We start from the raw sequence: 14,726 nt of genomic DNA on the forward strand, positions 1-14,726 counted from the left end.
TCATTACCCTAATGATCAAAAAATACAAAAAAGAGAATATGACTGTCCGAAAATGCTATATCATTACGTCTGTCAATACTCTTTAAGGTATGCTTCTGAGTTGTTATATGGATTGAGATCAAAGGAAGACTTTCTATCTACTTTTTCAAGTTATAGTATTATGTCCATTGGGTGCGGCGGATGTGCAGATCTTATGGCTTTTGAAAAGTTTGCAAACGATTTGCACTTATCACAAAACATACGATATACAGGGTTTGATATTAATCCTTTGTGGAGTCCAATTCACAATCGGATAAGTAGGTATTGTGATGAGAAAAACATTACAAGAAGGTTCTTTATAGAAGATGCAATACAACACTTTCAAAAGTATTACCACAATTCCGCCAATGTTATTGTGATAAGTTACCTGTTGTCTTATCTTTACAACACAGCACATAAGAATGATATATTACTGTTTTTTGATTTGATCATTAATAATGTTGTCCTTCGAAACAATGATAAGAAGCTGATAATCATTAACGATGTAAATAGTTGTAATAGAGGAAGAGACTATTTCCCTAAGCTAATTGACAAACTAAAAAAGAAAGGCCTACACGGGACTTATTCATTTAGGTATTTTGATTCGGACAAGCTCAACAAATTCCAAAGAAACGGTGAACCATATGAATCAAACAGTCCCCTGTTTGTTATGGACGCAAATAAAAAAAGAGAGTATCACGTTGATGGGCGGTGCCGTAGCGCACAACTTATTGTGGAGGTACAATAATGATAATAAGTGCAAGCAGAAGAACCGATATCCCAACCTATTATTCGGAGTGGTTTTTCAACAGAATACGCGAAGGGTTTGTGTACGTTCGGAATCCTATGAGCATACACCAGATAAGCGAAATATCGCTTCATCCGGATGTTGTCGATGGCATTGTTTTCTGGACTAAAAATCCAATTCCTATGATTGATAGACTCCATGAACTCGACAGGTATGTGTACTATTTTCAATTCACATTGAATTCGTACGGAACAGATGTTGAACCGAACATTCCTTCAAAAAAAGAAGTGATTATTCCGGCTTTTAAAAAACTATCGAAAACCATAGGAAAAGACAGAATTATTTGGAGATATGATCCAATTCTTCTGAACGACAAGTACACGGTAGATTATCATATTAAGTATTTTAGGATTTTGGCCGAAAGACTATCGGGATATACGGAAAAATGTACGATCAGTTTTATTGACCTTTACAAGAATACACAACGCAATACTGCTCCACTTCAGATACGAAACCCCACTGATGAGCAAGTACAAATGCTCATGAGCGAGTTTAGTCAAATAGCAAATGAAAACGGAATCCACATAGACACTTGTTCTGAAAAAATTGATTTGGATAAATTCGGAATTACACATGCGCATTGTATTGATCGGGCGAGATTTGAACGCCTTGGGAATTACGCTTTGAAAATCGAAAAAGATAAAAACCAAAGGCAAGAGTGTGGTTGCATTGCAAGCATAGATATTGGTGCATATAATACATGTAAAAACGGATGTTTGTATTGCTATGCAAATTACAGCCAAAAAACAGTGCGTGCGAATAATAAATTACACGATCCCCAGTCCCCGCTATTGTTTGGTAGTGTTGGTCAAGATGATGTAATTAAACAAAGAGAAGTCCGTTCATGTCGAGATTGTCAAATAAAATTGTTTTAAAAAGATTAATTGATGGCTTTTCGTATGGGAAAGTATATGGGTGACAAAATGCGATTCGTTACCAAGACTCCGATTGAAAAGGGTTGGTCGGGTGATAAAAAGTACTGTGCGGTGTCGCCGGAAGGATACAAATTCTTTCTGCGTATCGCGCCTCAGAAAAAGGCTGAACGCACGCGCGGAGCGTTTGAATACCAGAAACGGGTAGCCGAGTTGGATGTACCTATGTGCGTTCCGATCAAGATAGGCGAAACAACGGAAGGCGACGTTTACACTGTGCAAAGTTGGATCGAAGGTGTTGCTGCAGATGAAGTAGTGCGCGATCTGTCGCCTGAAGAGCAATACCGTTATGGCGTCGAATCGGGAAGAATACTCAAACTCATCCATTCCATCCCCGCGCCTCCGAATGCGCCGGATTGGGAACCGCGCTTCAACGCTAAAATGGATTATAAGATCAAGAAATATATCGAATGCCCGATTAAGGTCGATGGCGCCGAGTGCTTTATCGATTACATAGAGCAAAACCGCCTGCTTCTTCGCGGCCGGCCGCAATGCTTCCAGCACGGCGACTACCACATTGGGAATATGATGATCGAAAACGGGAAACTTGTGATCATCGACTTTGATCGTTATGATTTCGGCGATCCGTGGGAGGAATTCAATCGTATCGTTTGGTGTGCGCAGAAAGCGCCGCGTTTCGCCTGCGGTATGATCGACGGCTATTTCGACGGCGACGTGCCGGCAGATTTTTGGAAGTTGCTTGCGCTTTACATCAGCAGCAACACGCTTTCCTCTATCCCGTGGGCAATCCCATTTGGCGAAAGCGAGATTCAAAAATTCGTTGAGCAAACAAAAGACATTATGGGATGGTACGACGATATGAGAACAGTCATTCCTTCGTGGTATGGGAAATAATTGTTCGCTCTAAAAAAGAGAACCAAGATCAAGGAAAAATCTCTCACAATCGGTGAGAGAAATCGAGAGCACATGATTGAGTGAGGACGAGTTGTGAGATTTGATTGGAAAGACTACACAAACGATACAATGCCCTTTGTCGAGGAATGGCTTGATGACTACGCCGTAAAAATGACCGGAATGGACGACGGTTGGCGGGCATTTCACGAGTACTGGGTCACCGACGGCGAAATGACACCCGGCAAAGATTACTGGTGCAAAGTCGTTTATGACGGCGAAGCTCCTTTTGCAGTGATCGCGTTATCTGTATACAAAGGCGATTTTCACATTATGGAACTCCTTGTAAAGCCGGAAAAACGAGGAAAAGGTTTTGGAACAGCTCTTCTGTGCGATTTGCTTTCATACGGAGAAATGATTATCGGTCATCGGATAAAGAAAGCTACCGCCGTGATCTTCCCAAATAATCCGGCATCGCAAAAAGCGTTTGAAAGGGCGGGTTTCGTTTTTGACCATGCAGACGATGACGGCGACGCATGGTATTACTGCTATAGTTCCGGATTATACAGTGGACAACCTTCGTGATCTGCAATCCGTCCTTTAATTGCATGAGGTGAAGAAATGGAACATGTGTTGGATTCCACCTTATTCCAAGAGGAACTTCGTTTATATGGGTTAGACGGGAATGACGTCCACCTTATCCGAAGCAAAGAAGGCGTGATCGTAGCAAGAGTGCGTTGGGACAATGGCACGGCAGTTTTGAAGTGCTTTGAAAACACAGCATTCCGCAGAGAGATTCAGAATTACGATATTTTGCATGGCTGCGGCATTCCGACCATCACTGTGCTGGGAAAAAGCGACCGCTCGATTCTACTGGAGGATGTAGACTCCTCTGATACATATCGTCTTGGTATGGAGCAGGATCTCGACGCCCCGGCCGTAATCAAAGCAATTGCGAAATGGTATAAAATCCTCCACACCAATGGCGGACAGTATGTTCAGCAATATGGCTCTGGAATGTACGAGGAATGGGACTGCTTTACTATGGAAAATATCGAGGCCATTCGGGATCGATTCGAGCTGGCAGGCTCTGAAGGACTGAAGGCCATCATGGATCACTATGGGGAGTTACGGGAAAGAATAGACGCCGCCCCACGCACGCTCACCTATAATGACTTCTATCACACCAACCTGGTGGTCAAAAAAGACGCTTCTGAAGCCATGATGTTTGATTATAACCTGCTGGGAAAAGGAAATCCTGCCTCTGATATCAGGAACGTCACATATTGGTTCACAGAGGAAAACAAGAAACTGTTCTTCTCAGTGTACGGGAAAACAGATAACGAGCTTCTGCTTCTTGACCGGATCTGTGACCCTGTTGTTTCCCTCTATTATGCCATGAGCAGGGATGTTTTTCCCAAGTGGGCAAAAGAGGCTGTCGATAAGCTCGAAGAGATTCCAAAACTCATTGCAGAATTAGGTGTGTGAAATCAGGAGATTCATTAAGAAACGAATACCATTAAAAAGCACTTGCGATTTGCAAGTGCTTTTTAATGGTGCGGATAACAGGAATCGAACCTGCACGCCTTTCGGTAACGGATCCTAAATCCGTCGCGTCTGCCAGTTCCGCCATATCCGCGTATTATGCGGGATGAGCTTTGCGCCCGTTCCGCATTTTTGTTGTTTACTTACAGATCGAAGTGCGACACGGTCGGGCCGTGCGCCTTGTCGTCGTAGGGCTTGCCGTTGATTTTCAAACTCTTGAGTCTGCTGCCGAAGTGCAGGTATTCCGGCTTGCCGGGGCAGTAGGGGTAGAAGCCCATCATGCCGAATATATACCAGCTCGACATACTGCCGTTATCCTCGTCGCCGGGGTAGCCCTCGACGCCGCTGTCGAAGTATTCGTCGCAGATCTTTCCCACCCAGTACGCCGTCTTCTCCGGCGCGCCGCAGGCGGCGAAGATGAAGGGGATGTGATGGCTCGGCTGGTTGGAGATCGCGCACTGACCGAGATCGGAAACGCTCATTTCGCTCATTTCGTGCGTTTCGTAGCCGGGATCGTCATAGATCGGGGGCAGGGCGAAAAGCTCGTCCATTTTCTTTATCAGCGCGTCCTTCCCTCCGTGGAGCGCCGCGAAGCCCTCGGTGTCGTGCGGCACGAAGAAGGAGTTCTGCCAGCTCGTGCCCTCGGTGTAGCCGTAGAACCACTGATGCTGATTGAAATCCTCGGTGAATTCGCCGTCCGTCTTTTTGCAGCGCATCAGTCCCGTGCCGGGGTCGAAGATGTTCTTGTAATTGTTCGCGCGGGCGCGGTATTCGTTCTCGATATCGTATTTGCCGAGTATGTGCGCGACCTGCGCGACGCAGAAGTCGCAGTAGGCGAAGTCGAGCGTCAGATTGACGACGTCGTATTCCGCGCCGTGCGGAACGTAGCCGTACTGCATATACTCGCCGACGGCGTTCCTGCCGAAGTGGCGGTCGGGCGAAACGACGGAGGCGTTTTTCAGCATACCCTCGAAGGCGGTTTCGAGCAACTTGCCCTTGAGAATGCCTTTGACCGCGCCGTCGGCGATGACGGAGTCGATCATAGTGCTCGGCATCGCGCCGGATTCGCCCATCGCGGTCCAGCGTGGGAGCCAGCCGTGGTCGACGTAGTCGGTCACGAAGCCCTCGACTATCTCGGCGTAGTCGTCGGGAAGTATTATCGAAAGCAGCGGAAAGACGGTGCGGAAGGTGTCCCAGAAGCCGCTGTCGGTGTAGCGCTTGCCGGGTCTGACCGTAGCGTCAAACGGGCAGTAATGCACCTCGTTTCCGCCCGCGTCGATCTCGTAGCACTTGTGCGGATAGCACATAACGCGGTAGAGGCAGGAATAGAAGGTCTTCATCTCCTCCTCGGTCGCGCACTCTGCTTCGAGGGAGGAGAGCTTCTTTTCCCACGCTTCGTTCGCCTCGGCGCGCACGGCGTCGAAGTCGAAGGAGGTCTCGCGCTCCATATTAAGTTCAGCCTGCTCGAGACTGATGAAGGATATTCCCATGCGCAGGCGTACGTCGCGCGATTTCAGCGCGGCGAAGAGGTTGCAGCGTTCGCCTTCGCTGTGAAGCGCCTTGACGTAGTCGCCATCGCCGTCCTTCGCGGCGGGGTCGAAGCGGTCGCAGTTTTCGGCGTCGATATCGCAGTCGAGCTCCGCGACGAAGTATTCTTTATAGCTGCGGTTTTCGTCGAAGACCTGCCAGTTCGGGCAGTCGTTTGTCCAGCCGTAGACGCGGCGCTTCTCGGGGTCGATGGTGAAGGACGCCTCGCTGCGCGTGCAGAAGAACGCGAGCTTCGGCTGCTTGTCGGGGTGGTCGAAGCGGAAACGCATGACGCAGCCGCGCTCCGTCGGCGTCAGCTCGGCGTTTATGCGCCAGCGGGCGACGTAGAGGGAGATGTAGTCCGGGTCGAGTATCGCCCTGCGCTTGTCGAAACCCGCCCAGTGATCGTATTCGGAATGGCGGCTTTGTCCCGCCTGCGGCTGAATGAGCAGCGCGGCGTGGTCGCCGATCCACGGGCTCGGCTGGTGCGAGAGGCGGAAGCCCTCGAAGGCGTACGCGTCAGGGTCGTAGAAATACTCGCAGCGTCTTATCAGCGAGCCGGTCTGGAGCACGAAGCCCGCCATGCCGAAGGGGCGCTGCGCGAAGGGGAGCGTGTTCCCGTTTGAAAAGCGCGGCTCGTTGCGCGAGCCCATGCGCGTGTTGACGTATCGCAGATAACCGTTAGACTTCATATTTCGCCCTCCCGGAAGCGTTTCTTTATACTTGTAATTTTATCAAAAACGGTCAAGGGTTGTCAAGAAGGTATTTACATTTCGCGTTATTTATGGTAAAGTTTAATTGTAAAAAACTATCCCCGAAAGGACGGTATTTATGAGAGCTGTTTTAACGGTAGTGGGCAAGGACGCCGTCGGCATCCTCGCGCGCGTCGCGGGCGAATGCGCGAAGTACGGCGTGAACATCAGCGAGGTCTCGCAGACGGTATTGCAGGATATGTTCTGTATGATAATGCTCTGCGACATTTCCGGACTGACGGTCGATTTCGGCGAGTTCGCCGACAAGATGAAGGTCGTCGGCGACGAGACGGGTATGGCGGTGCAGGTAATGCACAGCGACATATTCGATTCCATGCACAGGATCTGAGGAGTCATTATGCTCAACACTCACGATATACTCGAAACGATACGAATGATACGCGACGAGCACCTCGATATCCGCACCGTGACGATGGGGATATCGCTGCTCGACTGCGCGGATCCGGATATCGACAAGGCGTGCGATAAGATCCGCGCCAAGATCGTGCGCTATGCCGGAGAGCTCGTTCCTACCTGCGAGAAGCTGCAGAAGGAGCTCGGCATTCCGATCATCAACAAGCGCATTTCGGTAACGCCGATAGCGATGCTCGCGGCGGCGTGCCAGAGCTCCGACCCCGTGAAGTTCGCCAAGGCGCTCGACGCGGCGGCGAAGGACTGCGGAGTCAACTTCATCGGCGGCTATTCCGCGCTTGTGCACAAGGGCTTCTCCGCCGGCGACTACGCGCTGATCGAGAGCATCCCGCGCGCGCTCGCGGAGACCGACCTCGTCTGCTCATCCGTCAACGTCGGCTCGTCGAAATCCGGCATAAACATGGACGCCGTCGCGATGATGGGCAGGGTCGTAAAGCAGACCGCTGAGGCGACCGCCGACCGCGACTGCATCGGCTGCGCTAAGCTCGTCGTCTTCTGCAACGCGCCCGAGGACAACCCCTTTATGGCGGGAGCGTTCCACGGGCCCGGCGAGCCGGACTGCGTGATAAACGTCGGCGTTTCCGGCCCCGGCGTCGTGCGCGCCGCGCTCGCGGAGGCGGATCCCGGCATGGACCTCGCCGGAGTCGCGGAGCTGATAAAGCGCACCGCGTTCAAGATAACCCGCATGGGCCAGCTCGTCGCGAAGCGCGTTTCGGACGAGCTCTGCGTGCCGTTCGGCATAGTCGACCTTTCGCTCGCGCCGACTCCCGCTGTGGGCGACTCCGTCGCGCGCATACTTGAGGAGATGGGGCTTGAGGCCTGCGGCGCCTGCGGCACCACCGCCGCGCTCGCGCTGCTGAACGACGCCGTCAAAAAGGGCGGCGTGATGGCTTCCTCACACGTCGGCGGACTTTCCGGCGCCTTCATTCCCGTAACGGAGGACGAGGGCATGGTCGCCGCCGTCAAGGCGGGCGCGCTCTCCATCGAGAAGCTCGAAGCCATGACCGCCGTCTGCTCCGTCGGCCTCGATATGATAAACGTTCCCGGCGATACGCCGCCGGAGGTCATTTCCGCGATAATCGCGGACGAAGCCGCCATCGGCATGGTCAATACCAAGACGACCGCCGTCCGCGTGATCCCCGCGATAGGGAAGAAGGCGGGCGAGGAGCTCTCCTTCGGCGGACTGCTCGGCGGCGGGCCGATAATGAAGGTCAACGGGTATTCCCCCCGCGCCTTCATCGCCAGAGGCGGACGCATTCCCGCGCCGCTTCACAGCCTTAAAAACTGACGGAGGAAATCACATGAAAAAGATCACCGACGATATAATCTACGTGGGCGTAAACGACCGCAAGATCGACCTCTTTGAGGGGCAGTACGCCGTGCCGCAGGGTATGGCGTACAACTCCTACGTCATCCTCGACGAAAAGACCGCCGTTATGGACACGGTCGACAAAAATTTCACTCACGAATGGCTCGATAACCTCGCCGAGGCGCTCGCCGGCCGCAAGCCCGACTACCTCGTCGTTCAGCATATGGAGCCGGACCATTCCGCGAATATCGCGAACTTTATGAAGAACTATCCCGATGCGGTCATAGTTTCCTCCGCCAAAGCGTTCAATATGATGAATAACTTTTTCGGCGCCGACTTCGCGGACCGCCGCGTAGTAGTCGGAGAAGGCGACACGCTCCCGCTCGGAAAGCACACGCTGAACTTCATAACCGCGCCGATGGTCCACTGGCCGGAGGTCATCATGACCTACGACAGCGCGGACAAAGTCCTTTTCTCAGCCGACGGCTTCGGCAAGTTCGGCGCGCTGGACGCGGACGAGGAGTGGGCGCACGAGGCGAGGCGCTACTACTTCGGCATCGTCGGCAAGTACGGCGCGCAGGTGCAGGCGGTGCTGAAAAAGGCCGCCGCGCTTGACGTCCGCGTCATCTGCCCGCTTCACGGCCCGATGCTGACCGAAAACCTCGGCTACTATCTCGGCCTCTACGACGTCTGGTCGTCCTACGGCGTGGAGAGTGACGGCATCGTCGTCGCCTACACCTCCGTCTACGGACACACGAAGCAGGCGGTGGAGCTTCTCGTAGAGAAGCTGAAGGCGAAGGGCTGCCCGAAGGTCGCCGTCCACGACCTCGCGCGCGGCGATATGGCGGAAGCGGTCGAAGACGCCTTCCGCTACGGCCGCATCGTCCTCGCGACGACCACCTACAACGCCGATATATTCCCGTTTATGAAGGAGTTTATCCACCACCTGACCGAGCGCAGCTTCCGCAACAGAACGGTCGCGCTTATCGAAAACGGCAGCTGGGCGCCGCTCGCCGCGAAGACGATGCGCGCGATGCTCGAGGGCTGCAAGGATATCTCCTTCACCGAAACGACCGTACACATCACCTCCGCGCTGAACGAAACGAGCAAGGAACAGATTGAATCGCTCGCGCAGGAGCTCTGCCGCGACTACCTCGCGCAGCGCGACGAGACCGCGAACAAGAACGACCTTACCGCGCTCTTCAAGATCGGCTACGGGCTCTACGTCGTGACCTCCAACGACGGCAAAAAGGATAACGGCCTCATCGTCAACACCGTCACGCAGGTCACCAACACCCCCAACCGCGTCGCCGTGACGATCAACAAAGAGAACTATTCCCACCACATAATCAAGCAGACCGGTATTATGAACGTCAACTGCCTCTCGGTCGAGGCGCCGTTCAAGGTCTTCGAGGACTTCGGCTTCCGCAGCGGCAGAAACGTCGACAAGTTCGCGGACTGCGAGCCGCTCCGCTCGGATAACGGGCTCGCCTTCCTGCCGAAGTACATCAACTCCTTTATGTCACTTAAAGTCGAGCAGTACGTCGACCTCGGCACTCACGGGATGTTCATCTGCTCGATAACCGAGGCGCGCGTCATATCCGACAGGGAAACCATGACCTACACCTACTATCAGGAAAAGGTCAAGCCGAAGCCGCAGACGGAGGGCAAAAAGGGCTTCGTCTGCAAGATATGCGGCTACGTTTACGAAGGCGACGAGCTGCCGGACGATTTCGTCTGCCCGCTGTGTAAGCACGGCGCCGCCGACTTTGAACCGATAGCGTAAAGCGTGTATTTTCGGCCCTTTGCGGCTTGTCGTCGTCGGCGGGCAGACAGCCCTGCCTTCCTCCTTCCGCGCCGCAAATCATCCGAAAATCCCTCGCTTTTAGTGAGCGCATCCGTAGGGGCGGTCCCGACCGCCCGCGCATTCAAGCTGAAACAATATGTGAAAAAACCGCCTCACGATTGTGAGGCGGTTTTCTTTTGTTTTTGTCCGTTTCTTATTTCGCGTCGACTATCTTCGCCAGAAAAACTCTGCAGTCATGCGGGGCGACGCGTTCGTTCATATACTCCCTGCGCACGCCGATCTCCTCGCCGGTGAAGGCGTCGGTCAGCGCCAGCCCCTTGCCGGAGGAGGCGGGGATACCGATATCCTCGAAGGCGAGCCATGTGCCGATGCCTTCCTCATCGCTGAGATTCGTGAACATTATCGCGATTTCGTTATCCGAGAGCAGACGGACGTAGACGTTGTTCTCGTCCTTCTCGGTGTGAACGGCGATGAAGGGCGGGCGGCACGCGGGATCCTGGTTGATGCGTATCATCCGGGGATTCGTCAGCAGCTCGCGGGTGAAATCGTTCATGCTGCGTACGTCGCAGCCGATCATAAGCGGCGAGGCGAACATGCACCAGAGCGCGAACTCGGTGCGGTATTCGATATCCGTGCAGCCGGTCAGTCCGGCGTTGCCGCGCGCGTACATCCCGACGGTCAGCATGTCGATGTCGTTGAAGCAGCCGCCGCCGTTATGCGAGAAGTTGTTTATCTGACTTAAGAATATCTGCTTGTAGCACTCGTAGGAGTCGTGGATGTCGCCGGTCGAGCGGAACATTCCCGCGCCGGTGGAGCGTATCCAGTCGTGAACGCCGTCCATGCCCCAGTTGCAGGCGGAGAGGAGTATGTCGCGCCCCGTTGCCTGCAGCGCCAGGCTCATCCTTCGGTAGAGCAGGTGGGAGGGCGCGGCGGCCGGCTTGTAGCAGGTGTCGTATTTCAGGAAGTCCGCGCCGTATTCCGCGAAGGTCTCGGCGTCGAGGAATTCGTGGTCGAAGGAGCCGGGGAAGTCCGCGCAGGTGCGCGTTCCGATGCAGGAATACATACCGAACTTCAGCCCTTTTGAATGGACGTAGTCGCTGACCGCCTTCATTCCGTTCGGGAACTTGACGTGATCGGGCAGTATCTTGCCGGTGACGGGATCGCGCTGTCTTTCGCTCCAGCAGTCGTCTATGACGAGGTATTCGTAGCCCGCGTCGCGCAGGCCGGTATCGACCATGGCGTCGGCGGTTTCGCGTATCAGCGATTCGTCGATCTTGTCGGCGAAGGTGTTCCAGGTGTTGAAGCCCATGGGCGGGGTTTTCGGAAACATGGCTTTCCCTCCGTTCCTCTCGGCGTTTTATTTCACGGTCTCGTCGTCTTTCGGCGCGAGCTTGCTGTTTTCGATAGCGAAGCGGCAGACCTCGTCGACGGTGGTGAAGGCGAGGGCGGTGTAGGTATCCGCCGCGCCGTAGTAGATCGCAATCCTGCCGGTGTCGGCGTCCGCGAGCGCGGCGCAGGGGAAGCAGACGTTCGGCACCATACCGCTGACTTCATAGGGCATTTCGGGCGTGAGAACGTAGTCGGACGCTCTGTAAAGCACCTTCCACGGCTCGTTCTTGTCAAGTATGGCGACGCCCATTGAATAAACGTAGCCGTTGCAGGTGTTGCATACGCCGTGATAGAAGGTCAGCCAGCCGAGGTTGGTCTCTATCGGTATCGGGCCGGCGCCTATCTTCATATCCTGCCACCAGCCGTACGCCTTGTTGCTCATCACCTTGCGGTGTCTGCCCCAATATATCATATCGGGGCTTTCGCTGATATAGATATCGCCGAAGGGGGTGTGACCGTAGTCGCTCGGGCGGGAGAGCATATAGAACTTGCCGCCGATTTTCCTCGGGAAGAGCACGCCGTTGCGGTTCGGCACGAGGAAGGCGTTGTCGAGGCGGGTGTATTCCTTGAAGTCGTTCGTCTTCGCGACCGCGATGGTCGGGCCGCCGCCGAAGTCGGTGCACCAGGTTATGTAATAGGTTCCCTCGATTTCAACAAGGCGCGGATCGTAGCCGTAGGCGGAAACGAACTCATCGCCGTTTTCATCCTTCCAGTGTATGTAGTCGGGGTTGATGTCCCAATGGATACCGTCCTCGGAGGTGCCGAAATGTATCTGCGGGAGGATGGCGCGGTTGTCGGCGCGGAAAACGCCGACGAACTTGCCGTCCTTCGGGATAACGGCGCTGTTGAAGATGCGGCTCGCTCTTCCGACGGGATTCCACTGAGTGATGGGATTCTCGGAATAGCGCCACACGGGGAAGGGGTATCCCTCGGGCTTGTTTTGCCAGGGGATGTTCGGGATGGATTTGCCGATGATCTTGATTTCCATAGGTGGTCTCCGTTCTGCCGCTTTGCGGCCGTTTTTTATATTTCGCGCCTTATGACGTCCGAAAGCATGATATAAGGCAGCGAGAAGCGGTTATCGATATAGGATTCCGACGGTGAAGTGACGGTCGTGTCCGGATTAAGTATCGGAATCGAAAGCGTGAGTTTCTTGTTTTGCTCGTAGAGCAAGGCGCCGCAGTCCTCGGCGGCGTTGTGAAGATTCAGTCCGAGCAGCGGCTCGGCGAAGAACAGTCCGCTGCTGTAGTCGGTCTTGCGGCATTCCTCTACAAGATCCGCGATCTGCGGCATCTCAACCGAGGAGGCGTATTCAAGCTCAAGGCGGCGGTGCTTTTTCGACGCGATGAGCCATAGTTTGGCGTTTTTGTCACGTTCGAGGGCGAGGGCGATCGGAAGCATAAGCAGATAACAGCATTCCTTTGAGGAAATGCCCAGAACGCAGTCCGGCAGGAAGGATGAGAAGCTGAATTCGACGCCGGCATGAGAGCAGATCGCTTCTACCGTCCGGCAGCAGTTCGAATAAACGTCGGGGAAGGAGCAGGTGCTTCCGTCGTCATCTTTCTCGCTGATGATACGGTCGGAGATGCCCTTGAGCAGCAGGCGGTTACGCATCAGACGGCAGCATTCACCGTCTATCTCGCCAAGATTCTTCTTCACATATCCGGGAAGCTCATCCTGTATCAAATCGCCGCAGATGTTCATTATCCTGTTGAGGGCGTCGCCGGTAAAGGAGTTGTATGAACTGGCGATAAGACGGAGACTCTCATAGGCTTCGTTACTGTTATCCATATCTTCCTCGCTTTCTCCGCTGTCTATTATGGGTATCTCGGTTTACTGATATACCCGCACGTAGTCGATAATATAGTCCTGAGGCAGCTCGGTCTCTTCGTTCGGGCAGGAGTCCGGACCCCAGTTCTCGAGCGAAGTGTTGAGAATGATGAAGTGAGGCTTGTTGAAGGCTCCCTGCATATCCGGCGTTATCTCCATTCTGTAGAGCTCGTGCTCGTCAAAGAAGAAGGTCATGCCCTCGGCGTCCCATTCGACCGCGTAGACGTGGAAGTCTTCGCAGAGCGGGCGGTCGTTGACGTAGGACTTTTCGCGTCCGCCGTACTGGTCGTGACCGCGCTTCTCATAGGATTCCCAGTGCACCGTGGAGAGCGTTTCGCAGTCGCGGACGCCGGCTCCGCCGGTCATTTCCATAATGTCGATCTCGCCGCAGAGCGGCCAGTCGACGCCATCGAAGAAGTTGGCGCCGAGAGTCCAGAAAGCAGGCCAGAGCGCGCGGCTGCGCGGGAGTTTAGCACGCATTTCAATGCGGCCGTAGAGCCACGCCTTGCGCGGGCCGGTGATGACGCTCGCGGAGGTGTATTCCGCGCCCTCGTAGTTTTCGCGCAGGGTGCGTATCACGAGACAGCCGTTCTCGACGAAGCAGTTTTCGCGGCGGTTGGTGAAGTACTGCGGCTCGCCCTTGCGGAGCATGCCGACCTCCTTCGCCCAGACCTGCGGATCGAGATCGGAGCCGTTGAAGTCGTCTTCAAAAACGAGGTTTGTATATTTCATATCACGCCTCCTGATAAACGCGGACGTAGTCTATAACGTATCTCTGCGGCAGGTCGGTCTCTTCGTTGGGGCAGGTGTTCTCGTCCCAGTTCTCGAGCGCAGTGTTCAGCAGGATGTAGTGCGGCTTGTCGAAGGAGCCCTGCATGTCGGGGGTTATATCGCATTCGTAAATCACGGTGTCGTCGAAGTACCATACGAACTTCTCCTTCGTCCATTCGACCGCGTATACGTGGAAGTCTTCGCTGAGCTCTCTGTCATAGGTATAAACGCCGTTGGAGGTGCCGCCGCTTTCGCGGTGCTCGCCGGTCTCGGCGGAAAGCCAGTGGAGCGTGGCGATCGTCTGCCTTTCGCGGAGCTCGGTGCCGCCGAGCTTTTCCATAATGTCGATCTCGCCGCAGAGCGGCCAGTTGACCTCGTGGATATTCGTGCCGAGCGTCCAGAACGCCGGCCATACGCTGCGGCTGCGGGGGAGCTTTGCGCGCATTTCGAAGCGGCCGTAGGTCCATGCGTGGGAGAACTCCGTCGTCACCTCGGCGGAGGTGTACGGCGCGCCCTCGTATTCCTCGCGGAGCGTCTGAATGACGAGGCAGCCGTCTTCGATGAAGCAGTTTCTGTCCTCTTTGGTATAATACTGCGGCTCTCTGTTGCGGATAAGGCCGGTATCCTTGTGCCAGACCTTTTCGTTGAGCTTCGGCTCGTTGAAATCGTCCTCGAAGACGAGCTTCCAGTTGCTCATATTATCGCTCCTTCGTTTTGTTTATGGGAATATTCTATCATATCGAAGCTGTAAAAA

14 protein-coding genes and 1 tRNA gene are annotated in these 14,726 nt (G+C 54.2%); 8 read left to right on the forward strand and 7 right to left on the reverse strand.

Features of this window, described 5'->3' with window-relative positions:
• Positions 1-193: 193 nt before the first annotated feature.
• The 5 genes from J5441_03900 to J5441_03920 all read left to right on the forward strand — a co-directional run bounded on the left by J5441_03900 (position 194) and on the right by J5441_03920 (position 4,098).
• Complete coding sequence (locus tag J5441_03900; GenBank protein ID MBO4934299.1) at positions 194-766, forward strand: hypothetical protein; 573 nt, start codon at positions 194-196, stop codon at positions 764-766.
• A complete protein-coding gene (locus J5441_03905; protein ID MBO4934300.1) occupies positions 766-1,701 on the forward strand; it encodes a DUF1848 domain-containing protein in 936 nt (311 codons plus the stop codon). Before J5441_03900 ends, J5441_03905 begins: the two co-directional genes overlap by 1 nt.
• A gap of 48 nt (positions 1,702-1,749) precedes the next feature.
• Positions 1,750-2,613 (forward strand): phosphotransferase, encoded by an 864-nt coding sequence (locus J5441_03910; protein ID MBO4934301.1) that lies wholly within the window; start codon positions 1,750-1,752, stop codon positions 2,611-2,613.
• Positions 2,614-2,706: 93 nt separating this feature from the next.
• The gene (locus J5441_03915; protein MBO4934302.1) at positions 2,707-3,195 is read left to right on the forward strand and encodes a GNAT family N-acetyltransferase; all 489 of its coding nucleotides are present in this window, start codon (positions 2,707-2,709) and stop codon (positions 3,193-3,195) included.
• Between the two features lie 36 nt (positions 3,196-3,231).
• A complete protein-coding gene (locus tag J5441_03920; GenBank protein MBO4934303.1) occupies positions 3,232-4,098 on the forward strand; it encodes a phosphotransferase in 867 nt (288 codons plus the stop codon).
• 66 nt (positions 4,099-4,164) lie between these two features.
• On the opposite strand, the gene J5441_03925 is transcribed toward J5441_03920, so the two are convergent.
• Together J5441_03925 and J5441_03930 are read right to left on the reverse strand one after the other, a co-directional pair.
• Positions 4,165-4,249: transfer RNA gene (locus J5441_03925), tRNA-Leu, on the reverse strand.
• Positions 4,250-4,298: 49 nt separating this feature from the next.
• The gene (locus tag J5441_03930) at positions 4,299-6,374 is read right to left on the reverse strand and encodes a GH92 family glycosyl hydrolase (protein ID MBO4934304.1); all 2,076 of its coding nucleotides are present in this window, start codon (positions 6,372-6,374) and stop codon (positions 4,299-4,301) included.
• A 139-nt stretch (positions 6,375-6,513) separates the two neighbouring features.
• Between J5441_03930 and J5441_03935 the strand changes: the two genes are divergently transcribed.
• The 3 genes from J5441_03935 to J5441_03945 are packed head-to-tail and all read left to right on the forward strand — an operon-like array spanning position 6,514 to position 9,961.
• Complete coding sequence (locus J5441_03935) at positions 6,514-6,783, forward strand: ACT domain-containing protein (GenBank protein MBO4934305.1); 270 nt, start codon at positions 6,514-6,516, stop codon at positions 6,781-6,783.
• Between the two features lie 9 nt (positions 6,784-6,792).
• The gene (locus J5441_03940) at positions 6,793-8,154 is read left to right on the forward strand and encodes a PFL family protein (protein ID MBO4934306.1); all 1,362 of its coding nucleotides are present in this window, start codon (positions 6,793-6,795) and stop codon (positions 8,152-8,154) included.
• 13 nt (positions 8,155-8,167) lie between these two features.
• The gene (locus J5441_03945) at positions 8,168-9,961 is read left to right on the forward strand and encodes a flavin reductase (GenBank protein ID MBO4934307.1); all 1,794 of its coding nucleotides are present in this window, start codon (positions 8,168-8,170) and stop codon (positions 9,959-9,961) included.
• Between the two features lie 214 nt (positions 9,962-10,175).
• On the opposite strand, the gene J5441_03950 is transcribed toward J5441_03945, so the two are convergent.
• From J5441_03950 to J5441_03970, 5 genes are read right to left on the reverse strand one after another with little or no spacing between them, the layout of a single operon-like run.
• Positions 10,176-11,312, reverse strand: a complete 1,137-nt coding sequence (locus J5441_03950; protein ID MBO4934308.1) for a glycoside hydrolase family 27 protein — start codon at positions 11,310-11,312, stop codon at positions 10,176-10,178.
• A 27-nt stretch (positions 11,313-11,339) separates the two neighbouring features.
• On the reverse strand, positions 11,340-12,359 hold the full coding sequence (locus tag J5441_03955; GenBank protein MBO4934309.1) for a glycoside hydrolase family 130 protein: 1,020 nt from the start codon (positions 12,357-12,359) through the stop codon (positions 11,340-11,342).
• A 35-nt stretch (positions 12,360-12,394) separates the two neighbouring features.
• Complete coding sequence (locus tag J5441_03960; GenBank protein MBO4934310.1) at positions 12,395-13,162, reverse strand: hypothetical protein; 768 nt, start codon at positions 13,160-13,162, stop codon at positions 12,395-12,397.
• 42 nt (positions 13,163-13,204) lie between these two features.
• Complete coding sequence (locus J5441_03965) at positions 13,205-13,933, reverse strand: glycoside hydrolase family 16 protein (GenBank protein ID MBO4934311.1); 729 nt, start codon at positions 13,931-13,933, stop codon at positions 13,205-13,207.
• Position 13,934: 1 nt separating this feature from the next.
• The gene (locus tag J5441_03970) at positions 13,935-14,669 is read right to left on the reverse strand and encodes a glycoside hydrolase family 16 protein (GenBank protein ID MBO4934312.1); all 735 of its coding nucleotides are present in this window, start codon (positions 14,667-14,669) and stop codon (positions 13,935-13,937) included.
• Between the last annotated feature and the right edge of the window lie 57 nt (positions 14,670-14,726).

Source organism: Clostridia bacterium (assembly GCA_017620395.1).
GTDB lineage: Bacteria > Bacillota > Clostridia > Oscillospirales > RGIG8002 > RGIG8002.